This is a genomic window from Mucilaginibacter sp., from assembly GCF_039935595.1.
Classification (GTDB): domain Bacteria; phylum Bacteroidota; class Bacteroidia; order Sphingobacteriales; family Sphingobacteriaceae; genus Mucilaginibacter.
In genome coordinates, this window is record NZ_JBDTJZ010000206.1 from 1 (window position 1) to 25,608 (window position 25,608).

Consider the following 25,608-nt stretch of genomic DNA (forward strand, 5'->3'; position numbering starts at 1 on the left):
ATAAAAGCGATTGTCAAATATCAATGCTTCCGCCGCTGTTGGCGAACCGGGTATAAATCCCAGTCGGGGGTCTATCTGGTCAATAAAAACCAGTTTGTTGCGGTCAATAGTTCGGTTAGTTACGCCAATCTGCAAACCAAATGACAGTACAAAACCTTCGGAGCCTACACTATACGCATAAGTACCGGCTATGCTGTTTTTATTAAGATAGGCTGTGCCCTCGCTGCTGCGGGTTACCAGCAAACCTACGCCGCCGCCAAACCTGGGCATGTTATAATCAATTGATGCCGTGGTATAATTAAGGTTGCCCGGTAATGATGTCCATTGGCTGCGGTATATCAGGTTAGTACGCAAATCGCCTTCAAATTGCCCCGTAAGCGCAGGGTTAAGGTAAATTGGCGACTCGAAAAATTTAGTATAAATATGATCCTGCGCAAATATTGCCGAGCAGGGCAGCAGTAGTGTTAAGAGCAAAAAGCATTTTTTTTTAATGTTTATCATGCTTCTTGTTTACTTAATTAAATGTATTGAACCCACCCTTTTTGGCAGTTCGGTACCATAGGCGTTGCCCTTCCATTCGTTGCCATTTATAAAAGTGGCGCTGGCCTGCCATTGGTAAACTCCCTGCGGCATAGGTGTCCCATTAAAAGTGCCGTCCCATGCTTCCATAGGCTCGCCTTTTGTAGTAAGTTTAGTTGTTTCCCAAAGCAACTGACCATAAATATTAAATATTTGCAGATGCCATTGTTTAATACCCGACCCCTTTGCCCTAAATACTCTCAAATCATTAGTGGCGCTATTAGGCATAAACGCATTAGGTAAATATAATTGCCCGGGTACGCCATCTATCCTTACGGTTTTGGTTAAGGCACTATCGCACCCTATAGTATTATTGGTAGTAAGCGTTACTTTATAGATGCCTGTATCGGCAAATGTAACAATGGGGTTTTGCTTGTTAGAAACCTGCCCATCACTAAATTGCCACTTCCAAGTGATTGGATTACCCTTGGTCTTATCAACAAACGACATGGTGTAATTAGGTATAGATATTATACTATCGGGTTGCGCGCTAAAAGCTGTTGACGGAGGGGCATTAATAACAATATATGATTGCCTTGTAAATACATCGCTGCATCCCGAAGCCGTATTGGTGGCTGTTAAAGTAACCGTAAATGTGCCGCTTTTTGCGTAGGAATGTACGGGTGCAAAAAGTACCGAGTGTGTTGTGCCATCGCCAAAATCCCAGTCGTACACTAACGATGTGGCCGGAGTATTAGGTTCGTTACTAACGGTGTTATTGGTAAACGTTACCCGCAGGTTTTTACAGGCTGTAGTAACATCAGCAACAAAAGATGGCGTAGGCACCGGGAAAACATCAACCCTTGTACGCGGGCTTTCATTCATCCCACACGAGTTAATGGCTGTTATGGTGATAAAATAAGTGCCCGCTTTTGTAAAGGTATAAGGTAACGAAGCTGTACTGGCCACAGGTTTATCAACCACGTTATTATTGGCATCGTAAACGGTATAATAAAAGTTGTTACCCCCATACGAATTATTAACAAATGTTGCATTTAACGGGGCACAGCCGGCGTGTACATCATTTTGTATAAACATTTGTGCCACAACATCTGAGGGGGATATTACAATAGGTACATGCGTGCTTTCGTTAGTGGTGCCGCAATAACCGGTAGCTATCATATATACAGTAAATGTTTTACGAACAGTGGTGCTTATGGGATTAAATATGGCATTGGTTTTATCAGTTTTAGTTATTGTTTGTACCAATATATTGCCATCATATAAATAAAAATCATACGATACATTGTTGCCCGGTGATGTGTTTTGAACATTGATGGCAAAATTACCGCATCCATTGGTTGATACAGGTAATATACGCGCTATAGGCGTTGCGGGCCTTACTAATACCGAATCAATAATGGCCGGCCTTTGCACACAATTGCTTATTACTGCCAATGATATATAATAAGTGGTATCGCGCCCATCTGTGCGCTGCGCAAAAATATGCTGCGGACTGGCTGTATTTGACGTAGAACCATCGCCAAAGTTCCATTTAAAAACAGCGCTCGGCTGGTTGTTTGATGTATTAGTGAAATTAACCGTTAAGTTACCGCAGCCGGTTTTTGGGCTGGTGGTAAAGCTGGCTACAACGTCGGCATTATTGGTAATGGTAACATCGGCAAAACTATCAGCGCAGGGGGGCAGGCCGGTTATTGTCCACCTAAATGTATATGTATTGGCGCCAGTAAGCCCTGTTATTGTAGTTTTGGGGTTATGTATATCAGTAATAGTTACCGACGGGCCATTGGTTTGTGTCCAGATGCCTACAAAAATACCGGGGTCATTACCGTTTAAGGTAGTGGTATTAAAATTACACAGTATTTGATTAACACCTGCTGTGGCAATAACCGCGGGCGGGTTTACAGTTATGATAGTTACGGTTGACGAGTCGATATTACAGCTTCCATTTAGAACAATAGCCCGGTATTGTGTGGTTTGTGTAAGATTTAAGTAGGATTGCGTATCAGCTATATTACCTCCCGGTACCGTTTGCCAATTAACGCCACTGTTGGTTGATCGTTCCCAGCGTAAAACATTACCTACCCGGCCGGTTAGCGTAATGTTGCCGCTGTTGTTGCCCGCGCAAACTGTATCAGCACCGCTCGTAATGCCGCCCACAGTGGCAGCAGTTACTGATATATTTATTGAACTTTCTGACGTACATCCATTTGGCGATGTGATGGTCCATTTTAAGGTGTATGTTGAGCCATAAGCGAGGCCGGATACGGTTGTTGTAGGCGAGGTATCATCAGCAAAAGTTAGCCCCGTGCCCGACACTACGGTCCATTTACCCGTTCCTGTACCGGGGCTGTTGCCTTGCAATACATAACTGGTTTGGCCGCATAAAGACTGGTTTTGGCCTGCAACTGAGGTTACGGGTGCAGGATATACGTCAACCGAAATTGATACCGCCGCACCGGGGCAGGTGCTATTTGAATTATAGGGTGTAACAGTATAAACAACAGTTGCGGTAGTAGGGTTGTTATTAACCAATCTGTCGGTTATGGTATTGTTATTGGTAAATGCAGCCTGATCGCGCCCCCCTGTTACGCCAGCCGGTAAACTTACCCTCCAGGTATAACGGGTGCCGGGGCTCGATGTGAAATTAATACCAGCAGGACTGTTGCTGCAAATAGCGAGAGGCGGTGTAAACGTTACTACCGGAACAGATGGTACGGTGACAGTAAAATCAAAAGGGTCGCCGGGGCATCCGTTTGCGTTGGTTGGTGTAATGGTATATTTAATAACCGCATCAATGGTAGGGGTAAGGTTAACCAACTGGTCATTAATTAAAGCCACCGTGCCTGACGCTGTAACGCCGGAAGCAGAACCACTTGTAACTGTTCCCGTCCAAGTGAAACTACTGCCCGGGTTATTAGCCGTCATAGTATAACCTACATTATTACCTGAACAGATAGAATTGGAAGTGGCGCTGGTTATAGTTGTTCTTTTGGTTAAGTTAAGCGTTATGCTGCTCGTTACGGTGGCACAAGCACCAGACAGCCCGGTACTGCCAGACAATGTTAACACTACTGAGCCGTTTAAATAGTCCTGATTTGATGGGGTATAATCGGTTACCAGGCTGGTAGCTGGAGAAAAAGTTCCGGAGCCGCTTGTAGTCCATATTGGCGACGTAACGGTGCCATTTTTTACAGTACCATTCAGGTGCACAACGGTAGGTGTGCCGGCTGTAGGTGCCTGGCAAATAATAGCGGGTACGGTGCCCGCATCAACCGTGGGTGCGTTTTGGAAGGTAATATCCTGCGTGCCAATGGCGTCGCCGCACGCGTTACTGCGGGTAACTTTTACATGGTAGACCCCAAAATCGTCAAACAATATTTGCGGGTATTCACTATTTGCCGTGGTACTATTTACAAAATGATACCCGCCGCCACCGGCTACTTCCCATAAAAATAGGGAACCCTCGGTAGAGGACGCGCCCGTAAAAGTTACCCGCGTGTTATCAAAATTTATGGTTTGCCCTTTACCGCACAAAAAAAGATCCGCCGCCAATGTGGCTGTGGGTGTGGGAGCGATTACAATTTGCTGAGGCTGGCTTGTATTTGTGCAGCCGCCTGGAGCCGTAACTTGTAGAGTTAAGTTATAGGTACCCGCTGCTGTAAAATTAAATTGCGGCTGAACACTATTAAGTGTAGTACCGCCGCCGAACGTATAGGTGTTTTTGTCTACTGTCCAGATGTATGTATAACCTGCATTGCAAATAACATCGGGGTTGGTTGTATTGGTAGGCGTAACCGGCGCACTTATACAAACCGGTGTTGCAGGTATAGTAAATGATGCAGTTGGCGGGTCTTGCACACAAACAGTAAATACACCGTCAGCAGCAGGGCAATAACCATTGCCTACTTGCTCGCGCAGAGTTATTGTATAGGTGCCGTGGGTAGGAAACGCGTATTTAAATTGATCAGTCTGTTTATAGCCTGCTGCTTTCACCACCCCGTTAACCAGCCATATATACCTGGCATTGGGGTTATCTGTACAAAGCAGACTTGTTGAGTTTGGATCAGGCCCCGGTGCAGACAGGTTATTAAAAATTACCTGCTGAGGCCCTGTACATACATTTGCCGGGCCTTGTATAGTATTAATTGGTGTTTTTAATATTGCAGCATAAGTAACCACACGATTGCCCACAGGGCCGCAATAGGTGTTGCTGATGTCAACATCAACTTCAAATTTATTATTTTGATTGGGTAGTGGGTTGCCACACGAGGCCCGGGTGTACGGATGGGTTACCAACCCGTTTAATGCCCGTATGTCGCAAAATGTAAGCACTGTCGTTGCACCGTCGCCCCACGAAATAGTGTATAAATTACCCGGGTAATTTGATTGGATACTTGCGGGGTCTATCTCGTAAGTAAGCGATGCGGTACCACCAGAGCCGGGCGAAATACAAACAGTACTATTACCTACTACCCTTATTGACGATGTAATCGGGTTATTAATTAATGTATAGGCTTTGGTGCTTACCGTACCCGTAGCACTAACCGATTTGGCAATTATGGTGTAATTGGTATGGGCGGCGGTAAAGGTATAATCGGTTTTAATATCTTGGTCAATTACTTCAGGAGTTTGGGTTGATTCGTTAAAAAAGCTGGCGGTTGAGGTTACTGCTGCAGCAGCGCTGCCGTCGCTAAAAGTATATTGGTTTGCTGGGTTGTTACATTGCCCAAACGTTTCATTACCCGTACCAATAGTTGAAAATGAAGTAACACCTGCCGTTACAGGAGTACCAACGGCCACAACTACAGCTGCCGAAGCGATGCTGCTAACTCCGGGTGTCGGTCGGGTAGCTTTAACCATAAATTTATAGTTGCCAGGTGTCAGGCCGGCCGGCAGTATATAGTTTAAAAAGGTAGCATAAAAGGTATTTGGCGCGCTGGTAGCCACCGGTGTTGTTGAAGCAGCAAACGAGCCTAAAGCGTCAGAGATGTACAGTTGATACGTGTTGTCTTTACCAATGCAACCGCCTGTATCGTCAACATGAAAAGGCACAGCTATAGTTGAGCCGGGGGCATATGGGCCCGGATCAATAGTGCCTATAGTAATAGTTTGTGCATAGGTATCCAAACCCACAAAAATGGTAAGTAAAGCAAGTAATATATACCTTACAGTGGTTTTAAACATGGTGTCTCTAAAAAAATCTGAAGCGCCTACTATCTTATTAACCAACATACTAACGCCCTGTTTGCGAGAGTGATAGATGTGTATCAAATATAATTAATCATTTTCAAAAAAGCCGGTACAGCAATTACGTAACATAGGGGCTAAAGGTTACTCTTTTAGGTTATAAATTTTATTAAGTAACGCTGTTTTGATAGCGCTATTTTGTTGCTATATTAGTGGCTGTGGATAATTTTATTGTTTCGGCACGCAAATACCGCCCAGCTACTTTTGAAACCGTTGTTGGTCAGCAACATATTACCAATACGTTAAAAAACGCTATTAAAAACAACCAGCTTGCGCAGGCATTTTTGTTTTGCGGGCCGCGGGGTGTTGGTAAAACTACCTGTGCGCGTATATTGGCCAAAACCATAAATTGTACCAACCTGCAGCCAAATGGCGAAGCCTGCGGCGAGTGCGACTCATGCCGAACGTTTCAAAACGGCAACTCCTTTAATATCCACGAGCTTGATGCTGCATCAAATAATTCGGTTGATGATATACGCAGTTTAATTGATCAGGTGCGCATACCCCCGCAGGGCGCGCGTTATAAAGTTTATATAATTGATGAGGTGCACATGCTGTCGCAGGCGGCATTTAACGCGTTTTTAAAAACGCTGGAAGAGCCGCCCCAATATGCCATATTTATACTGGCTACTACCGAGAAGCATAAAATACTGCCTACTATACTGTCACGTTGCCAGATATTTGATTTTAACCGTATTACGGTTGATGACATGGCCACGCACCTGGCATCAATAGCCGGTAAAGAAAATATAAGCTATGAAACGGATGGCCTGCATATTATAGCGCAAAAAGCCGACGGCGGGTTGCGCGACGCGCTATCTATGTTTGACCAAATAGTTAGCTTTTCTGATGGGAAGGTCACCTATCGTTCGGTTATTGATAATTTGAACGTATTGGATTATGATTATTATTTTAATTTAACCAATAGCCTGCTTGCCGAGGATACTGCCAAAACCCTGTTGCTTTTTGATGAGATACTGTCGCGGGGGTTTGATGGCGCACATTTTATATCGGGCCTTTCTGAGCATTTCCGTAACCTGTTGGTAGGTAAGGACGCTACCACACTAAAGCTTTTGGAAGTAAGCGAAGGCATCAGGGTCAAATATCTACAGCAATCGCAGGCGGCCAGCATATCGTTCCTGCTTTCGGCCATGAATATAGCCAACCAGTGCGACCTGAATTATAAGCTTAGTAAAAACCAGCGGCTACAGGTAGAACTGGCCCTGCTTAAAATGTGCCACTTGCCATCGGTTTTTAATTTAGGCAATATGCCCGCCGCAATGCCCGACACCAACGAGCAGTTAAAAAAAAAACCTGATACCTCAACAACCGCGCCTTTAACCAAGCCCCAGGCACCTGTGCCGGTATCAATGCTTAACGAAGATCCCGCACCTTATACCGCCACAAAAGTTAATAAAACACCTGCCGAAGCAACTCCGGTAAACCCAGTACCTACACTTGAAGCTGATAAGCCAAAAACGGTTATTCCTAACTTGAATACACCGTCAACATCGGTAAAAATACCCTCGTTAAAAGATATTGGCAAAACCGCCGATGAGGTAATAAAGGAAGAAGACCCTTATATAAAAGGTACGGCAAAGGATGATTTTACTTTTGATGATTTTTTAAAAGTATGGAACACCCATGCGGCCAATATTAAGGCACAGGGTAAAATGAATTTGTTTACCATATTTATTTCAGAAGTGCCAAAAATGTTAAGGCCCTATACTTTTGAAATAGTTGTAGAGAATAAGATACAGGAAGACCTGTTTAAAAACGAAAAACCCGACCTGCTGAACTATTTACGTACTGCCCTGCGCAATTTTGATATTGATGTTATAACCCGTATTGATGAGCAGGTGGTGGTAAAGCGCCCGTATACCAGCCAGGAAAAATTTCAGCATATGGCAGCAAAAAATCCGCAGTTGCTGGAACTTAAAAAACGGTTTAACTTGGATTTTGATTAGAAACAATTATTAAACAATGTCATTTCGACCAACCGTAGAAATGACATTGTTTATTATTGTATTACCTGTCATTCTTAGGGTAACCTTCCTCGTCCAGGTCATCACGATTATCTTCGGGCGTGCGCGACAAAACCTCGTCAATAGGGTCAACGTCAACAATTTGACCATCGTCAACGTGCATGCCTAAAATTTCTACATCATCTTCCAGGCTTTCGTTGGGTATATATTCGTCTACCGCATCATAAGGGTTGGCCTCGTCATAGGTAGAATCCATATCGGCACCATTTTTAACAGAAGTATTATAAGGGTCGGGATGATCGTAATTCGGATCATCGCTTTTTACATCGTATTCATAGCTGTTATCAGCAGCGTTAAATTTTAACTGCTCCTTATCGATGGTTTCGCCTAATTCATCTTTTAAGGTCCTGTCCCTGTCGCTATTTTCGTTGTCGAAGGGAGAATTTGAATTGTTATTGCTCATAGCTGTAGGTTTTGTATATTACAATAAAAACCCTGCCAAAAAACCAGTTTACAGGATTTTAATAACTAATTTGTTTTCTGTAGGATGTAAAACCGCCCAAAGCAAACTTGAACCCCAGGGTTATTTGGGAAAAAGCATCTTTTGCTGTGCCTGCTGTAAAGCCATCTAAATTATCGCCTAACACAAAATTGTATTGATAACCCAGGTCTACTTTAAATGAAGGCTGGTTATATTTATTAAATACCTTAAACTCGTATCCAATACGCGCGGGTATAAATAGCTGGTTGCTGTTATCAAGGCCATCGGTACTGTATCCGGGTATTAAAATAGAATTACGGTTGATATACGTCATGTGGCTAATAACATAGCCTATGCCGGTAGATAAATAAAAGTTTTTTAACGCGTTTGCTATCCGGCTATGCGAGTAGTCCATTATTTCGCCGGCCTGTACCTGCCCTCTAAATACAAAGGCCGTAAAATTATTGGTAAACTGCCGGCCGCTGGGGGTAGTCGCTGCATCACCGCCGCGCAAATCGCCGGTTTGCCCTTCAAATACATAGTTAATAAACGGGCTTACATTGTAATTAAAATTAACGTGTAATGATTTGGTGGTGGTTTTTGTTTCGGCATCGCCATATACCGTATTCAAACCGCCCGCAAAACCCAGGTCGTACTGTGCATATTCATACCCCAGTTGTGCCTTAGCATTATAGGTAGCCAAACATATTAGCACCGCAAAAAGATATTTTTTTATATTAAGTTCCATAGTTGGCGTGCAAATAGTGAATTGTAAATTTGATAACGCTTGTTATTTGTGCGCATAATGGTCAGTTACTGTTGATAGGGTGATAGCCCCGTTAATTGTAATAGTTGCAGTACTTACCAAAACCAAACTATCAGCAGTAAGTTTTTGCACCGTTGATGTTTCTATATTAGTTGGGTCAACATTTGAAGTAAGGGTTAATGTAGAGCCCTGATAAACGTATTTGTAAGTATTTGTCGGCAAGCCGATAATGGATGCAGTTACAGTACCTACATCAAACAATAAATAATCACTGGTGGTATAATTATTATTAATAGTAAAACTTACCACCCCGCCATTTTGTGGAGGAGTATAGGTGGTTGTGCTTTTGTTGTACCACTTACCAATAAGCAGGCTGCTACCAGCTATAGGGAAACCGGCTTCATCCAATTTGCATCCCCCCAGGAACACAATAATTATTGTTAATAATACCAGATACTTTTTCATTTACTAAAATTAAAGAGATTGTGTAATAAAACAATACCACTGGCGAATTTATTGAAAATTAACCACTATTTTACAAATTTTAAGCATAATTGATAGGGTGTAATTTCCTATCTTTGCGGCCATTAACCATAAAAATAAGCATCTGGTATGTCAAAAATTAAAGTAAATAATCCGGTAGTTGAGCTGGATGGCGATGAAATGACCCGCATTATCTGGAAATTTATAAAAGATAAACTGATAACCCCGTATCTGGATCTTGATATTAAATATTACGACCTTGGTTTGGAGTACCGCGATGAAACTAACGACCAGGTTACCATTGATGCCGCAAATGCTATTAAACAATATGGCGTAGGTATAAAATGTGCCACCATTACACCGGATGAAGCACGTGTAGAAGAGTTTGGCTTAAAACAAATGTGGAAATCGCCAAACGGAACTATCCGTAATATATTGGATGGTACAGTATTCCGCGAGCCTATTGTAATGGCAAACGTGCCGCGTTTGGTACCCAACTGGACAGCTCCAATATGCATTGGCCGTCATGCTTTTGGTGATCAGTACCGCGCTACCGATTTTGTGACTAAAGGCAAAGGCAAGTTGACCATTAAATTTACACCCGAAGATGGTGGCCCCGAGCAATCATTTGAAGTATTTAACTTTAAGGGTGATGGCGTAGCAATGGCTATGTATAATACTGACGAGTCTATCCGCGGTTTTGCACACTCATGCTTTAACCAGGCTTTAATGAAAGGCTGGCCTTTATATTTATCAACCAAAAACACCATCCTTAAAAAATACGATGGCCGTTTTAAAGATATTTTTGAAGAGATATACCAGGCAGATTACAAACAAAAATTTGACGTTGCCGGCATTACTTATGAGCACCGTTTAATTGACGACATGGTTGCATCGGCCCTTAAATGGCATGGCAACTTTGTATGGGCCTGTAAAAACTATGATGGCGACGTACAAAGCGACACCGTAGCACAAGGCTTTGGCTCGTTAGGTTTAATGACCTCGACTTTAGTTACACCTGACGGTACCGTAATGGAAGCCGAGGCTGCGCATGGTACCGTAACCCGCCACTACCGCGAGCACCAGGCGGGCCGCCCAACATCAACTAACCCTATCGCATCTATTTTCGCATGGACTAGGGGCTTGGAATTTCGTGGTATGTTAGATAACAACCAGGAGCTGATCGATTTCTGTAAAGCTTTAGAAACGGTTTGTATTGAAACAGTAGAAAGTGGCAAAATGACCAAAGATCTGGCCATTACAATTAAACCAAAAGTTGAACACGGCATTGATTATTTATATACCGAAGAATTTTTGGAAGCGATTAACGAGAATTTGAAAAAGAAGTTAAATAAATAGAGACGCAATATTTTGCGTCTACTAACGATAATATTAAAGGTCCGTATAGTTTCTATGCGGACTTTTTTGTATCGCTTTACATCATATAATTTTTGATTATATTTGAATATGAAGTTTACTGCAATTATTGAACAAGGTGAAAATGGCTGGTATGTTGGTCAGGTAGAAGAGGTGCCGGCTGCAATGTCGCAGGGTAAAAGCATTGAGGAGCTTAAAGAAAACCTGATAGATGCCCTACGTCTAGTATTAGACGCCAATAAACAGATTACAGAAAAAGAATACTTAGGTAAATCCACTATTAAAGAGGAACTTGTATTAATATAAATGAAGCGTTCTGCTTTAATTAAACATATTGAAAAGAATGGCTGTTATCTTTTACGGGAAGGTGCTAACCATTCAATCTATATCAATCCAAAAAACCAAAGGCAAACGGCAGTAGGAAGGCATCAGGAACTTGATAACTTGTTGTGTAAAAAAGTTTGCAAACAATTAGAAATCTCTTTTGTCTAATATCCATGTCTACATCATTATATCCATTAAAATTCAAACCCATTTACAAAGACAAAATTTGGGGTGGCCAAAAAATAAAAAGCTATCTGCATAAAGATTTTGGCAACCTGCCTAACTGCGGCGAAAGCTGGGAAATATCGGGCGTAAAATCTGATGTTTCTATTGTTGACGGCGGGGCGCTTGATGGCGAATCGTTAGCCGACTTGTTGGAGCAATATGGTGCCGATTTGGTAGGCGAGAAGGTGTACAAACATTTTGGCAATATCTTCCCATTATTGGTCAAATTTATCGACGCTAATGATGATTTGTCTATACAGGTTCATCCTAATGATGAGTTGGCTAAAAAACGCCATAATTCATTTGGTAAAACCGAAATGTGGTACATTATCGAGGCCGACCCGGGCTCGACAGTAATAGCCGGCTTTAACCGCGAATTGGACGAAAAAACCTACCTGGAGTATTTTAACAGCGGCCGCCTTATGGAGATATTAAACAGGGAAGATGCGAGGGCGGGTGATGTTTTCTTTTTACCTGCCGGGCGTGTGCATACCATAGGCAAGGGCCTGTTGCTTGCCGAGATACAGCAAACATCAGACATTACCTATCGTATTTATGATTTTGATCGGATGGATGCTCAGGGTCATAAACGTGAATTACATACCCAGGAGGCGTTAGCCGCTATTGACTATAAACAGTATCCCGATTATAAAACCCGCTACCAGCCCGAAAAAAATGAAACCGTAGAGTTGGTTACCTGCCCTTACTTTACCACTAATGTATTGGATTCTACAGAGAATATGGCTAAGGATTACAGCAACCTCGATTCGTTTGTAATACAAGTTTGTTTGGCGGGCGCATATACCATAAACTACAACGGCGAAAGCTACCCCGTAAAAATGGGCGAAAGCATACTGCTGCCAAAAACTATTGATAAAATAGAAATGGAAACTACTTCAGGGTTTAAAATTTTAGAGAGTTATATTGAGTAACGAATGTTAGACTTACGAAGTTTTTAAAACTTCGTAAGTCTATATAAATTAAATCTCCCCTTCACGTTTCCGCATAAACCACTCGCCGGTTAACAGCAGCAGTATCAGGAAGAAAATCCACTTCACGTCAATAATATCGCTGTAGTGCTTGTTCTCGTATACCAGGGTTTTAATATTCTCGTTTTTTCGTATCAGATCAGGCAACTGGTCAAGCTCAGTTGGACGCAGCATTTTACCACCGCTTTGTTTGGCAATACTTCTTAATAACTGATGATTAGCCGCACTTTGGCGCAGTTCCAGATTTAACGGTTTTATAGTAAGCTGGCCGCTGGCGTTAAACAGGTGGTCGCCCAGTTTGGTGCTGGCAGCATAAGTATACTCGCCAACAGGCAATGCCCCTGCATCCAACTGGTAGCTTGTGCCATTTTTGCTGAATAGGTAACTATAGTCCTTGCCTACTGTATTTTTAAAGTTTACCCTAACGTCGGGCGTATTTACAGGGTCAAGCGCGTCGTTATACAATTCGGCATTAAGTATTACGTTCTCGCCCTCGTCAAATATATTTTTTGCCGGGTACACCCTAAACCGCTGACTGTTGGCATTGGCTGTAAGGTATTGTATGCTCTGGCTAAACAATTCTTCTAAAGCATGGTGGTTTCCATACAATTTAAACTCGGCCAGCTGCCAGCGCCACAGGCCCTCGCCCATTAACACGGCTTCGCGTTTGCCATTGTCAGTACCAAACGCAAACAAGGGGTAGGTGGTGGGCACAGCGCCAATACGCTGTTTAAACAATACGTTGCCACCCAACAAGCTATAGTTACCATACGGTGCCATAAGAGGAGGCATTTGCGCAATTTTAGTACGGGTAGAATCAGAAAAAGTAAACGACGCAAAATCAGTAACCGACTGTGCAAATACTTCCTGCATATCCAGTGTGCCCATAATATTGAGGCGAATTATTTTTTGCTGATTATTAAAGCTGCTGATATCAGTTTGCCCGGCGGCCACTAACCAAAGCGGAGTTTTACCCTTTATCTGGTTGCTTAACAAACCAAAGCTATTGGGCGAAAGCTGGTACAGCATCACCAGGCTATAATCGCTGAATTTTATACCGGGCAGGTCAGTTACCAAACCTGTTTTAACCTCGTAGTTTTTGTTGGCTTCAATTGCTTGTTTTATTACGGTAATGTCCGGGTGCGGCGCATCATAAAGCACCAGTATTTTTTGTTTTACATCCAGTACTTCTACATAAATTGTTTCGTCGTTATTTTGAACAGACAACTCGTTTTTTACCGGGGTAATATGGATATTAAACTTGCGGATGCCCTTTTTATCGGCGCTTAGTTTAATAGGTACTACCTTTTTAAAAGCGTCCGAGTTTACGGCTATGATCTGGTTATAAACCTGCCTGCCATCCTCGGTTACGGTAAGGCTCATGTTTTCGCCCTTGCTTTGGTAGGCCTCGGTTAAAACCTCTATTTCAAAATCGTTGCCCAGGTAGGCGGTCTTATTGTAGTTAACGTTACCCACCAACAAATCTCTACGGGCAATGGTATCGCCCAGGGCAATGGTGTATATGTTTGATTTAAAGTTGCGCGCCTCATACTGCGGATCGCTGCCCTGGTTGTACGAGCCATCGGTTGCTAATATTACCGCGCCAATATTTTGGTTAACAAAGCGGTCGTTTAAACCACGCAGGGCGGCGGCAATATCCGTTTGTTTACCGGTAAACCCTGTCGAGAGTCCTTCGTTTACATCATGGGTAAAGTTAAATTCGCGCACCTCGTACTGGTCGCCAAGCTGATTTTTAAGTTGGGCCAACTCGGTAACAAATTTTTTGGCGTCAAAACCTTTGGGCTTAAAGGTATTTATAGATTGTGAGTTATCCTGGGCAATAAGTACCAGCGGTTTTTCGGGCTTATAATTAACCGACCTGATAAGAGGGGATATGAGTAAAAAAGCTATAATAGCTACTACCAGGACACGGGCCGCAAACAAGGCATACCGCACTTTTGGGCCCAAACTTACCGGCTGGCGGTACAGCAGCCAGGCATATAATAGGCCCAACAATACGCATACAGGCACCCACCATCCCGAAACCGCACCCCAGGTTATTGAAAATAATAGCATTTAACAGGTTTTACGCTACACGTATTACTTTATACGCTTTTTACGTTACTGCAAAATGCAAAAATATTGTGAATGATAAAGATTTTGAATGTAATAAGTTTGAGGGAAAACTTAACTATACCAAGTGCGAAATGCTTGCACAATTTTCCAATGACCTTTAATTTTTTCTAAAAAAATACCCATACCTCCCCCACACGTGCTACACAAATAGTCATTTTGAATGTAAGCATGGTTTTGATCTAATGAGAATATCGGTATTGAAATTTGAATGAATGATTCAGGTTTATCTATTTTTCTATTTTGCGCTTGAATAGCATTGGTAGTTGTTTTAAAATTAGTTACTAGTGAACTATCAATTCTAAATTTTTTTAAAGTGTCATTTTGGAAAAGTAGATATAGAGAATCTTTTTTTGAGAAAAATAATTTCTTATAATGAACGGTATCAATCAATTGATTTATATTCAAATTTCCCCCCACTGGTGGTGGAATATAAACCCCATCAATTGAATTTGGCCGGACAATTTTAATCTTATACAAATCTACAGACAATTTCTTATCGGAAAAGTATACACTGTCTGCCTTAATAACAGCTTTTACAATTTCATTGATATCTTTTTCATTAGGAATTGGAAAAGCCTGTTTTGGGTTTGAATTACATCCAAACAGAATAACAATCCCCAATAAAAGTAAAATCTTATTCATAAAAAAACAGCATATCTGTATATCAAATATGCTGTTTTTAATATGATAAAAAAATCCGAACTCGAAAATCCGACTTCCCAAATCTCTTAAAGCATTCCCCCGTCAACCGGAATAACCTGCCCGGTGATGTAGGCTGCCATGTCAGACGCCAGGAACACACAGGCATTGGCTACGTCTTCGGTTTCGCCGGCACGTTTAAGTGGGATGCCCGCTGTCCAGCCTTCAACCACTTTAGGGTCCAATACGTCGGTCATTTCGGTGCGGATAAAGCCCGGGGCTATTACGTTGGTACGTATGTTGCGTGAGCCCAGCTCCTTAGCCATTGATTTGCTAAAGCCGATGATACCCGCTTTGGAGGCCGCGTAGTTGGCCTGCCCGGCGTTTCCGTCAACCCCAACAACCGAGCTCATGTTAATAAACACGCCTTCGCGGCTTTTCATCATGAATTTTGATGCCGCCTTGGTAACGTTAAAAACAGATTTCAGGTTGACTTCTAAAACGTCGTCCCATTGTTCCTCGGTCATGCGCATTAGCAGACCATCCTTGGTGATGCCCGCGTTGTTAACCACAATATGTAAAGTGCCAAAATCGGCTATGATATCATTTATCAGCTTATCGGCCTCGTCAAATTTTGACGCGTCGCTGCGGTAACCTTTTATTTGGGTGCCAAAACTTTGTAGTTCCTGCTCTAAAGCCAGGCCCTTCTCTACAGACGATAAATAGGTGAAAGCTACATTAGCGCCATGCTCGGCAAATTTCTCGGCTATTTTGCGGCCTATTCCTTTTGACGCGCCGGTAATTAACGCGGTTTTTCCTTCTAATAATTTCATAAACTTTTAAAAATCCGTTTCGGGCGGTGAAGATACTTATTTAGCGCGAAACTGCGAAAGGTTTGTAGTTGGTTCATGGTTCATAGATCATGGTTAATTGTATACTCCGATGTCATTTCTACGAGAGGTGAAACCCGCCCATTCAAATGTCAACACTTGAATGTATTTTAAGTTAAGCGTGGGCGTATGTTTGACGCTTAATCCAGCAGGAGTTGGAAAAGTAAGTAAGCCGAGAAGTTATTTTATCTACCCATGTAACCTTTTCTGTAATTTGAACTATTATTTAATAAAGGAGCCTTATTACAGAATGACTGACGAGTCTTTGATGCTATATGTTAAAAACGGAGAACTGGACAAAGCAGCCATTTTGTACGAGCGCTATAAGAAGCAGCTGTATAACTTTTTTGTTTATAAAAATAATAACGATAAGGACAAAGGCGAAGATGGTGTGCAGCAGGTTTTTTACCAAATGATAAAGTACAGGCATACCTATAAAGAAGATGGCAATTTTAAAGTTTGGCTATACAGTATAGCCTGGAACATACAGCATCATGATTTCCGACAGCAGGTGAAGCAAGAGGATATTAATGACAATTACCTAATACCTGAAACCTATACACAATTTGATGACGACCACCAAACTTTGCATCATGCGTTAAAATTGCTACCTGATATATATCGGGAAGTATTAGTAATGAGCAGGTTTGGTGGTTTAAAGTACGAGGAGATAGCCGAAATTAATAACTGTAGTGTAGGTGTGATAAAGACAAGAGCTTTTAGAGCTATTAAAAGTTTGCGTGAAGTTTATTTTAAAATAAGTTGAACATGAAAAGGGAAGAAATTGAACAGTTGCTGGCTGATTATGCCAATGGCGAAATATCGCCGGAGAACAGGCAGCGGTTGGAAAAAATATTTGAGCAGGATGCAAATTTAAAGCAAGAAGCAGAAGAAATGGCTGTGGTGTGGCAGGAGCTTAATGGTACTGAAGAACCGTCGGCAGCAATGGATAAGCAGTTTTATGCTATGCTGCAAAACGAGAGGGTAGATGAACGATCTAAAGGTGCGCGGGTTGTTCAAATAAACGCCTCGTGGATAAAAGCCGCAGCAGCTATTGCTGCTTGTATAATCATGTTTGTTGTTGGCCGGTTTACGGCTTCGCCGCCTGAGGTAATTAAGTACAAGTATAAAACGGTGTTAGTAAAACAGCCGGCAATAAATACCCCGCAATTAAAACCCGAACCTGTACTTGCAGTTAGGCACCCTGTCAATAGTGCTATCAAACCGGAAAAAGAAATTATTATAAATGATAACAATACTAAAATGGCACAACAGCTAAGATCGGTTTATGTGTCTGAACGTATTGATGCGGTAATGAAATTATCGGCACAAAAAAACTTAAGCGATGGTGACCTGAAATTATTGGAGCTTGCGCTGCAGGAGGATCCCAATGCTAATGTGAGGTTAACAGTTATTAATTCATTACGCCCCTTAATTAGCTTACAAAATGTGCAACAAGTGTTAATAAGCGGGTTAAATAGCCAGGATAACCTCTTGGTTCAAAACTCGCTTGTAGACCTGTTGGTTAGTGCAAAATCAAAATTGGCTATTCCGCAACTGATAACCTTGCTTGAAAATAAGAACACCGATGCTATTGTGCAGAACAAAATTAAGGGCAGTATTGAAAGTTTTCTGAATTAAATATTAGAATATGAAAAAGATAATTTTTTTAGCAGCTATTGGTCTCCGTTTAACAGTAGGATATGCCCAAACACAGCTGGGTACTCCAACAGCAAATACCCTAAAAAGCTTAAAAATACCGGTAGATAAAACAAAAAGCATCACCGTTAATACATCAGAAGTATCTGTTGATATGGAAGGGTATGATGGCGATAGCCTGATCATAGAAGACATTACCAATAAATTAAAAAAAATTACTCCGCCCGAAGCTGAAGGGTTAAAACTGGTAAAATTAGATGATCGCCCCTCAGAGAAAAATAATGATATCAGTTATAAATTAACAGCATCAGGAAGCAATATGTCATATCAGATAAGTGCGCCGACCCAATGTAAATACCTGCATATTAAGGTACCCAATAACCTGTACGTCTCTATTAATGCAAATAACATGACTTTAGGCGCTTATCTTTCCATTAAAAATTTTGTTGGCCCTTTTGACGTAAGTGGGATGATCAGAACAATTTATGTAAGCAATGTTGCCGGTCCGTTTAGGGTTATGGGTAGGGGCGAAAAGGTTATCCTGTCAAATATTTTATGGAAGCAAGATGCCGTTGGACCCTACGCATATGGGGTCAGTTCAACGGGCGATATTGATATCACACTTCCCGAGGACCTGAAAGCCACCATTACTTCGTTCCCCGGCCCAGCTAATGGTGAGATTTATTCCGATCTGAATTTGGCAAGCTTATCTAACAATGGGTCTAAAGGGGGTATTCTTAAGGTAAATGGCGGTGGGGTAGGAGTATTTTTATATAATACCAACACCAACAGGGGGAATACTTATATCAGGAAACAACAGAAGTAACCAAAATCAAACCGTTTATTAATTGATCAGTCATGAAAAAAAGTATACTGTTATTAATATTTATAGTGTTGTTCAAAACAGGCTTTACACAGCAAACATTACCTATAAAGCATTCTTTTAAGGGTCAATCGGCACCCTCTGTTGAACTGGATATATATGGTACGGCTATATACATAGAAGGATATGATGGGGACGAGTTAACCATCCATACTTACGATGCAGCGTCTTCAAAATCGGAGCCGGAAGAAGCCCGCGGATTAGCCAATATTAGTTCGATCGCAAAATATTCTTATGAAAGGAAAGTAATGTATGATCCACCTGCACAGCCGGCAGATCCAAAACAAGTTTTCATATGGTTGAGAGAGAATGATAAAGTATTATTAATAAAAGTGCCAAGAAACATTCATCTTAAACTTAAAGCGGGATTTATGCAATCAGAGATTAGTAAGATCTCTTTAAAGGACCTGACAGGTGAGCTGGAAATAAACGGTGCCGCCTTAGTAACTGAAGTAAACAATGTAACCGGCCCGATTACCTTTTCTTCCAATACCATAGTTAGTTCAAAAATTATTATCACTAATATAAAATGGCCAAATGCTAATGCCAATCCTAAACCGTTAATAAATATTTCGGCACATACGGCCGACGTAGATATTTCAGTTCCTGAAAATGCAAAAGCCACCATTGATGTTAATACCAGTAATGGTGATATATATTCAAACCTTAACCTGGTTAACAAAAGGCGATCAAGTAATTTTTCGGGCGATTTAAATGGAGGCGGCCCCTCTATAGTTGTAAATACAAACTATGGAAACGTATTTTTGCGAAAGCAGAAATAAATCCCGTTTTATGGAACACCTATCATTCAGCCTGAATATCGCACAGCTTCATGTTTTAAGTAATGCCAGCCCGGATATCACCGTGTTCATGGATCGTTTTTTTGCTCCTGATACCACTTATTACCGACAGCTAACCTACGAACTGCAGCGCGAGTTTAAACAGGCCGGCTCGCCGGATATTACCCTCATAACGTTTGATAGGGTACAATACAATATTACAACGGGGCATGGCAGTTTTAGGATAGTGCTGGATATTAACTTTACTTTCGGCTGCGAAGATGTTATAACCAAAAAAACGGACCAAACATCCGAGTGGACATTTAGCGTTGACATGCACCATAATACCATTAGTTTTTATAGCTCGCCTTTTGCTGAGGGGCGGTCGACGGCGGATGAGTTTTGATGGTTATGCAGTCGCTGGTTAAAGTTTAGCGTAACTTGTACGCAATACGACAAACCGTTTTAGCTCTTTGTTGCTATACATAGTCAAACAGGGCCATAAAGCCAAAATCCATGTGCAATTGCATGTGGCAATGAAACAGGGTTAAACCGGGATTATCGGCCACAAAGTCGACCTCCATTTCCTGGAAACCACCAAGCATGGCAACATCTTTCATAATACCGGCAGTGTGCTTGCCGCCAATTTTGGTCAGCTCAAAACTATGGCGGTGCAGGTGCATGGGGTGAATATCGTCAGATGCGTTAAACATCTGTAAACGGTAACGTTTACCTTTTTTAAGATGGAACATGGGTTTCATGTTCATCATATCGAAAGCTACGCCGTTAATGGTCCAGCGGTTAAAGCCTTTATCTGCCGCCTGCTGTTTGGCAAAGGTCATTTTTATAACTTCATCCGGTTCGGCAACCTTTGTGTTGTGTTTGCCAAATATGGTATAATCCCATAAGTAGGGTTTAGGCTTTACCCATTGTGGTTTGCCTTTTTGCCCGGTATATTGAATAATTGTGCCCATGCCATTATTCCTGTCATCATCCGCCAGGTCGCCCATTATCCAGTTTCCGGGATGTTTCATTTCTACAATGGCCGATATGCGTTCGGCGGTGCCCAGCCATAATACCGGTACTTCGGCAGGATTTGGAACGGTAAACCCATCCATCGCGATTACTTTAAAGGTATGACCCGGCAAAGCCAGGCTGCGTATCTCTGAACCGCTGCCATTAACAATATGAAACAAAATTCGTTCGCCGTGTTTAACCTCAATGGGTTTGCCATGGCCAAGTTGTTTACCGTTAATGGTAAATACTTTATAGCCAACCTCGTATCCTTTGGGTTTATTGGGTGCGGCTTTCTCTGCTTTATCCTGTATGGCCTCAAGCTGAGGTATTACCGGGCCGCTTAAAAAATCGCTGGCCATGTCGCCGCCTTTCATAAAATACGGCTCAAATTCTTTTAGCATTAAAAATTCCTCGCGGTCATAACCGGTGGGTTTAATGGCAGGTTCAATATAAACAATGCCCACCTGCCCCGAGTATTGCCCGGCACTTAGGTCGCCTTTGGCAACCGTATGCGTATGGTAAAACCTCAAACCCGCAGGCTTAGGGGTAAAAACTTCGCGGCGCATACCATGTGCCGGAATATATGGTGTACCTTCCTCGGCAGAGCCATCTACACTTACCGGGATAAACTGCCCATGCCAATGAAGTTGCTCCGGCTTGTCGGTATCGTTATAAATATCCACTATAACTTGCTGCCCCTCTTTAAAACGCAGCAACGGACCCGGAAACTGCCCGTTATAAGTGGTTGTAGAAATGATATGCTGCGGGGCCACTTCCACCAGCCCGGTACCTATACGGATGGCATAATCTGTCTTTTGTGCCGCGTCAATTACTTTCTCCGCATCAATAACTGCGGCAGTCGGTTTAAACAAACCCAATGCACTGGCGGGTAAAGCGCCCGCTATGGGTAAAGCTAACCCTGCCGATCTGATAAATTTCCTGCGATCCATTATGCTGTTTTTCTGTTAAATAACCTGTTGTCTAATGAATATTTTCCCGCACCGTAAATTAAAAGAAAGATAAGGCCCATCAGCATACTGAAATCGGCTCTGCCATCATGGGCCGTGGCCCAAAAGCCTTTACCTATTAACATAGGTATTTTGGTGGTAATAATAGCTGTTAAAATAACAATGAGTAGCGGAACGACGACTAACCGGGTAATTAAACCAATAACAAGCAGCGTACCGCAAATAATCTCTGTAGCGCCAACAAATGGCCCCAAAAAATCAGGGTGGGGTATGCCTATCTTTGCAAAGCGCCCGGCACCATCTGCTACCGGGAAAAGAAATTTTTGTATGCCTTCGGATAGGAACACCATTCCTACCAGCAGCCGGATGATGATATTGCCTGTGAGATCATAATAGGGTGGTTTTTTCATATAGAGGTTACTCTTATAAAATTATTTAAATTTTTGTTAAAGTTGATAATTGCTGCAAACAATTTACAATCACGTAAGTATTGATGGCTTTCGTGCCCCGGGTGTAGCGAAAAACCATGAAGGAAGCAAAAGGGTTGCTGTTAATATTAATGTTCCCACAAGGTCTCCGCTAAACCGAATACCTAAAAACAGGGCACAAAAAAAGAGACGCGAAGTATCGCGTCTCTATGTAAATATGGGTTGCTGTATTAGCTATTATAGGTAACATTTAGCGTAATAGGTACGCTTAAAGCTTTTGATACGATGCAATTGGCTTTTGCGCCTTCGGCAATCTCTTTAAACTTAGCCTCGGTAACCCCTTCTATTGCTGATCCGGTTAATTCTAAATGTATTCCGATAATGCTTAATGCCTGCATATCCAGATCTAAAATAGCTTCGGTGTTTAGGTCGCCGGGGGTAAAGCCTGCCTGGGTTAATACGGCACCTACGGCCATGGTAAAGCAGCCTGCATGTGCTGCGGCTATTAATTCTTCGGGGTTGGTGCCCACACCTTCTTCAAAACGTGTTTTAAAGGAATATTGGGTATTGTTAAGTGTGGTACTTTGGGTGGTTATTTGGCCCTTGCCATCTTTAAGGGTACCGTTCCAATGAGCTTTTGCTGTGCGTTTCATGATATTTGTTGTGTTTGATTTTTATTATAGTAAAAATAGGTTTTGTTTTTAATTATCTGTGGTTTTATTTACGCCATTGAGCACGATCATACTGTATGGGCCATTTAACTTCATGGCCCAAGTCAAACGCCGCCCTTAATGCAAAATGGGGGTCGCGCAGCATTTCGCGGGCCATAATTATCATATCGGCCTGGCCGCTTTGTATAATTTCGTCGGCCTGTTTGGGTTCGGTTATTAAACCTACCGCGCCGGTTAATATACCCGTTTTGCGTACGGCCTCGGCAAACTCCACCTGGTAGCCAGGTTTCAACGGAATTTTTGCCAATACATTACCACCTGACGAGCAGTCCACCAGGTCAATACCCTTATCTTTCAATATTTTTGCTAAAGCGACAGAATCATCAGCGGTCCAGCCGCCTTCGGTCCAGTCGGTTGATGATATACGCACAAAAAGTGGCAGATCTGCGGGCCAAACTTGCTGTACTTCTGCAATAATTTCTAATAATAACCGTATCCTGTTTTCAAACGAGCCGCCATATTCATCCGCCCGTTTATTACTTAATGGCGATAAAAACTGGTGCACTAAATAGCCATGTGCGGCGTGTAGTTCAATTACCTTAAATCCGGCTTTTAATGCCCTTATTGCGGCAGCCTTAAAATCAGCTTTTACTTTTTCAATGCCGGCCTTATCCAATGCAAGCGGAGTAGAGGCATCCCCCTCAAAAGCAATAGCGCTGGGAGCGACGGCCTGCCAGCCATTTTTATCAGTAGGTGGTATTTGTTTACCACCGCTCCACGGCAAATCATGGCTGGCTTTACGACCGGCATGGGCCAATTGTATACCTGCCACAGCACCCTGCTGGTGTATAAAATCGGTTATTTCTTTTAGTTTGACAATGTGTTCATCTTTATAAATACCCAAATCGCCATAGCTTATACGGCCTTCGGGCGATACGGCAGTAGCTTCGGTAATAATTAAAGCTGCACCGCCAACAGCCCGGCTACCTAAATGCACCAGGTGCCAGTTGTTGGCAAAACCATCGCTGCTTGAATATTCGCACATAGGCGATACTACCAGTCGGTTTTTAAATTCAATATTTTTTATTTTTAAGGGAGAGAATAGATGAGGCATACTTTTTTTATACAAATATTAAAAGTAACCTGCGCAATGGTATCACTGTTTTGTAAAATAGCGTCTCTGCGGCTAATCTTTATCTTCGCGCTTAACCAATAACACTTCATCACCGTCTAAAGGCAGGTAGCCATACTCATAACAAAAGTGGTAGGTCTTCCCGTTCTGCGTATCGTACTTATGGGTAAGGTACTTAAAGTTAAAACCCTTTGCGCCCATTTTCTCGCGGGTGGTTTTTGTTTTGCCGGATGGATTTAGCTCTTCCATAATACGGCGGTTGCGTTTTAAAATATTGTTTACGTTACGCACCAAATTATAACTGCTACTGTTAAGCTGGTTGTTATAATTATTGCGACATAGATCATTACAAAACTTTTTATCGGCACGGCCATGTATAGGTTCGCCGCAATCCAGGCAGGTTTTTTCGCTATTCATATAGCCAAGTTAACTATTTAATTATTCAATTGCAAACGTTTGCAAACGGATATTGTCGACTATAAGCACTTAATAACCGACTAATATTTGCGGTGCGGTGCAACTTTGAATCGTCAAACAAAACAAATAGAAATTTAAAATCAGACAACATGAACACATTAAGAAACAGCGTACGCCTGGTAGGAAACCTGGGTATGGATCCCGAAGTAAAAACATTTGACACGAACAAAAAACTGGCCCGTTTATCAATAGCTACTAATGATAGCTATAAAAATGACAAAGGTGAAAGAATAACCGATACCCAGTGGCATAACTTGGTATTTTGGGGAGCACAGGCAAAATTAGCTGAAGATTTCCTAAAAAAGGGTGATGAAGTTGCCATTGAAGGCAAGATAAGTAATCGAAGTTATGTTGATAAAGATGGCGTAAAACGCTATACCAACGAAATTGTAGTGAACGAGTTTTTGAAGATCACCGGCAAAATAAGTAATCAATAATATCTATGCCAACCTAAACTATACCTAAATCCTAAACCTTATCACAATTTATTATGTATTTAGAAGCACAGGAAACCGCGCAGCTATACAACTTGCTATCAATCAAATTAGGTACCGAAACTACTGATACCTTATTTAAATATATTGATAATAAAACAGAGCGCTCGGTTGAAGTAAAAATCAAAACATTAGCCCGAAAAGATGATATCGCAATTATCAGAGACGAAATGGTTGATAACAAAAACGCTGTAATTAAATGGCTGGTGATAGCCTGGATAATGCAGTTTGCAAGCACCTATGTTTTGATAATATTACTTTTGAAATAAGGGGTATAAACATAAAGCGGCCCGATGGCTGCTTTGTGTTTTAAGGTGTAGTTACCGCTACGGGTAATACTTTTCCGTTAAAAAACTTATGGCCGGTTATGGCGAAATCGGCAATGTACTTACCCATCTCAAAAGCCATCACCGGCGATTCATAACCGGGAAAAGCTTTCTCCAGCATTTCGGTTTGTGCCGACCCCAACGCCAGGCAATTAACTTTTATTCCCAACTCTGTAAATTCTTGTGCCAGGCACTCGGTTAGTGTATGCAGGGCCGCCTTGCTTGCCGAATAGGCTGATAGTCCCAGAAATTTTGCACTGCCCTGAAAGCCGCCCATGCTACCAATATTTAGTATGTGTGCATCCTTAGGCATAAGTTTATACAAACTTTGGATGATGCGCACATGACCTATAAAATTGCTTTGCAGCATCTCTACAAAATCAGTCTCTAATAAATCAGTAAATGGTTTGTTTATTAAAACGCCGGCATTGTTTATTAAAACATCAACCCGGCCGTCAAAATGGGTGTTTATAAATTGCTGCAAATCCACATAGTCGTCATGCACAATATCAAAAGCTATGGGGAATAAAATACTCTCAGGGTTTAAACCGGCAGCTATTTCGGCCAGACGCTCCAATTTGTTTTGCGATCGGGCTAAAGCGATTACTTTATGTTTTCCTGATAATATTAATTCTAAAACAGCTTCAAAACCCACTCCGCTGCTTGCACCGGTTACAATAATATTCATA

At 42.0% G+C, this 25,608-nt stretch carries 26 protein-coding genes; 12 read left to right on the forward strand and 14 right to left on the reverse strand.

What is annotated here, in order from left to right:
• A partial coding sequence (locus ABI367_RS14440) for a PorP/SprF family type IX secretion system membrane protein (RefSeq protein ID WP_462228471.1) occupies positions 1–501 on the reverse strand: 501 nt, incomplete at its 3' end.
• Positions 502–510: 9 nt separating this feature from the next.
• On the reverse strand, positions 511–5,775 hold the full coding sequence (locus tag ABI367_RS14445; protein WP_462258096.1) for a PKD domain-containing protein: 5,265 nt from the start codon (positions 5,773–5,775) through the stop codon (positions 511–513).
• Positions 5,776–5,948: 173 nt separating this feature from the next.
• On the opposite strand from ABI367_RS14445, the gene ABI367_RS14450 reads away from it, so the two are divergent.
• On the forward strand, positions 5,949–7,757 hold the full coding sequence (locus ABI367_RS14450; protein WP_462228473.1) for a DNA polymerase III subunit gamma/tau: 1,809 nt from the start codon (positions 5,949–5,951) through the stop codon (positions 7,755–7,757).
• Positions 7,758–7,818: 61 nt separating this feature from the next.
• Here ABI367_RS14450 and ABI367_RS14455 read toward each other — a convergent pair whose 3' ends face one another.
• From ABI367_RS14455 to ABI367_RS14465, 3 genes are read right to left on the reverse strand one after another with little or no spacing between them, the layout of a single operon-like run.
• Positions 7,819–8,238, reverse strand: coding sequence for a hypothetical protein (locus ABI367_RS14455; protein WP_462228474.1), 420 nt, complete (start codon positions 8,236–8,238; stop codon positions 7,819–7,821).
• A 58-nt stretch (positions 8,239–8,296) separates the two neighbouring features.
• The gene (locus ABI367_RS14460; protein WP_462228475.1) at positions 8,297–9,004 is read right to left on the reverse strand and encodes a hypothetical protein; all 708 of its coding nucleotides are present in this window, start codon (positions 9,002–9,004) and stop codon (positions 8,297–8,299) included.
• A 42-nt stretch (positions 9,005–9,046) separates the two neighbouring features.
• Positions 9,047–9,487, reverse strand: a complete 441-nt coding sequence (locus tag ABI367_RS14465) for a hypothetical protein (RefSeq protein WP_462228476.1) — start codon at positions 9,485–9,487, stop codon at positions 9,047–9,049.
• Positions 9,488–9,634: 147 nt separating this feature from the next.
• Between ABI367_RS14465 and ABI367_RS14470 the strand changes: the two genes are divergently transcribed.
• From ABI367_RS14470 to ABI367_RS14485, 4 genes are all read left to right on the forward strand, one after another.
• Entirely contained in the window at positions 9,635–10,864 is a 1,230-nt protein-coding gene (locus ABI367_RS14470) for an NADP-dependent isocitrate dehydrogenase (RefSeq protein ID WP_462228477.1), read from the forward strand.
• A gap of 108 nt (positions 10,865–10,972) precedes the next feature.
• The gene (locus tag ABI367_RS14475) at positions 10,973–11,188 is read left to right on the forward strand and encodes a type II toxin-antitoxin system HicB family antitoxin (RefSeq protein WP_462228478.1); all 216 of its coding nucleotides are present in this window, start codon (positions 10,973–10,975) and stop codon (positions 11,186–11,188) included.
• Positions 11,189–11,374 carry a type II toxin-antitoxin system HicA family toxin gene (locus ABI367_RS14480; protein ID WP_462228479.1) on the forward strand — a complete coding sequence of 62 codons (186 nt, stop codon included), beginning with the start codon at positions 11,189–11,191 and terminating at the stop codon, positions 11,372–11,374.
• A gap of 5 nt (positions 11,375–11,379) precedes the next feature.
• Positions 11,380–12,363, forward strand: a complete 984-nt coding sequence (locus ABI367_RS14485; RefSeq protein ID WP_462228480.1) for a type I phosphomannose isomerase catalytic subunit — start codon at positions 11,380–11,382, stop codon at positions 12,361–12,363.
• Between the two features lie 48 nt (positions 12,364–12,411).
• Here ABI367_RS14485 and ABI367_RS14490 read toward each other — a convergent pair whose 3' ends face one another.
• The 3 genes from ABI367_RS14490 to fabG form a co-directional block, all read right to left on the reverse strand.
• Complete coding sequence (locus ABI367_RS14490) at positions 12,412–14,496, reverse strand: vWA domain-containing protein (protein ID WP_462228481.1); 2,085 nt, start codon at positions 14,494–14,496, stop codon at positions 12,412–12,414.
• 111 nt (positions 14,497–14,607) lie between these two features.
• Complete coding sequence (locus tag ABI367_RS14495; RefSeq protein WP_462228482.1) at positions 14,608–15,198, reverse strand: hypothetical protein; 591 nt, start codon at positions 15,196–15,198, stop codon at positions 14,608–14,610.
• Positions 15,199–15,284: 86 nt separating this feature from the next.
• The gene (gene fabG, locus ABI367_RS14500) at positions 15,285–16,028 is read right to left on the reverse strand and encodes a 3-oxoacyl-[acyl-carrier-protein] reductase (RefSeq protein WP_462228483.1); all 744 of its coding nucleotides are present in this window, start codon (positions 16,026–16,028) and stop codon (positions 15,285–15,287) included.
• 307 nt (positions 16,029–16,335) lie between these two features.
• Here fabG and ABI367_RS14505 point away from each other — a divergent pair, with 307 nt between their 5' ends.
• The 5 genes from ABI367_RS14505 to ABI367_RS14525 are packed head-to-tail and all read left to right on the forward strand — an operon-like array spanning position 16,336 to position 19,812.
• Positions 16,336–16,851 (forward strand): RNA polymerase sigma factor, encoded by a 516-nt coding sequence (locus ABI367_RS14505; protein ID WP_462228484.1) that lies wholly within the window; start codon positions 16,336–16,338, stop codon positions 16,849–16,851.
• Positions 16,852–16,853: 2 nt separating this feature from the next.
• Positions 16,854–17,726 (forward strand): anti-sigma factor family protein, encoded by an 873-nt coding sequence (locus tag ABI367_RS14510; RefSeq protein WP_462228485.1) that lies wholly within the window; start codon positions 16,854–16,856, stop codon positions 17,724–17,726.
• A 10-nt stretch (positions 17,727–17,736) separates the two neighbouring features.
• Entirely contained in the window at positions 17,737–18,570 is an 834-nt protein-coding gene (locus tag ABI367_RS14515) for a hypothetical protein (protein ID WP_462228486.1), read from the forward strand.
• Positions 18,571–18,602: 32 nt separating this feature from the next.
• Positions 18,603–19,409: a DUF4097 family beta strand repeat-containing protein gene (locus tag ABI367_RS14520; protein WP_462228487.1), complete on the forward strand. Its 807-nt coding sequence runs from the start codon at positions 18,603–18,605 to the stop codon at positions 19,407–19,409.
• Between the two features lie 10 nt (positions 19,410–19,419).
• The gene (locus ABI367_RS14525; RefSeq protein ID WP_462228488.1) at positions 19,420–19,812 is read left to right on the forward strand and encodes a hypothetical protein; all 393 of its coding nucleotides are present in this window, start codon (positions 19,420–19,422) and stop codon (positions 19,810–19,812) included.
• Between the two features lie 73 nt (positions 19,813–19,885).
• On the opposite strand, the gene ABI367_RS14530 is transcribed toward ABI367_RS14525, so the two are convergent.
• The 5 genes from ABI367_RS14530 to ABI367_RS14550 all read right to left on the reverse strand — a co-directional run bounded on the left by ABI367_RS14530 (position 19,886) and on the right by ABI367_RS14550 (position 24,039).
• Positions 19,886–21,373 carry a multicopper oxidase family protein gene (locus tag ABI367_RS14530; protein WP_462228489.1) on the reverse strand — a complete coding sequence of 496 codons (1,488 nt, stop codon included), beginning with the start codon at positions 21,371–21,373 and terminating at the stop codon, positions 19,886–19,888.
• Positions 21,373–21,801, reverse strand: coding sequence for a DoxX family protein (locus ABI367_RS14535; RefSeq protein WP_462228490.1), 429 nt, complete (start codon positions 21,799–21,801; stop codon positions 21,373–21,375). Before ABI367_RS14535 ends, ABI367_RS14530 begins: the two co-directional genes overlap by 1 nt.
• 248 nt (positions 21,802–22,049) lie before the next feature.
• Complete coding sequence (locus tag ABI367_RS14540; RefSeq protein WP_462228491.1) at positions 22,050–22,472, reverse strand: OsmC family protein; 423 nt, start codon at positions 22,470–22,472, stop codon at positions 22,050–22,052.
• Positions 22,473–22,536: 64 nt separating this feature from the next.
• On the reverse strand, positions 22,537–23,604 hold the full coding sequence (locus tag ABI367_RS14545) for an NADH:flavin oxidoreductase/NADH oxidase (protein WP_462228492.1): 1,068 nt from the start codon (positions 23,602–23,604) through the stop codon (positions 22,537–22,539).
• 72 nt (positions 23,605–23,676) lie between these two features.
• Positions 23,677–24,039: a hypothetical protein gene (locus ABI367_RS14550; RefSeq protein WP_462228493.1), complete on the reverse strand. Its 363-nt coding sequence runs from the start codon at positions 24,037–24,039 to the stop codon at positions 23,677–23,679.
• A gap of 149 nt (positions 24,040–24,188) precedes the next feature.
• Between ABI367_RS14550 and ABI367_RS14555 the strand changes: the two genes are divergently transcribed.
• Both ABI367_RS14555 and ABI367_RS14560 read left to right on the forward strand, forming a co-directional pair.
• Positions 24,189–24,536, forward strand: coding sequence for a single-stranded DNA-binding protein (locus tag ABI367_RS14555; protein WP_462228494.1), 348 nt, complete (start codon positions 24,189–24,191; stop codon positions 24,534–24,536).
• Between the two features lie 53 nt (positions 24,537–24,589).
• The gene (locus tag ABI367_RS14560; protein ID WP_462228495.1) at positions 24,590–24,862 is read left to right on the forward strand and encodes a hypothetical protein; all 273 of its coding nucleotides are present in this window, start codon (positions 24,590–24,592) and stop codon (positions 24,860–24,862) included.
• 40 nt (positions 24,863–24,902) lie between these two features.
• Here the strand turns inward: ABI367_RS14560 and ABI367_RS14565 are convergent, their stop codons facing one another.
• Complete coding sequence (locus ABI367_RS14565; protein ID WP_462228496.1) at positions 24,903–25,607, reverse strand: SDR family NAD(P)-dependent oxidoreductase; 705 nt, start codon at positions 25,605–25,607, stop codon at positions 24,903–24,905.
• Between the last annotated feature and the right edge of the window lies 1 nt (position 25,608).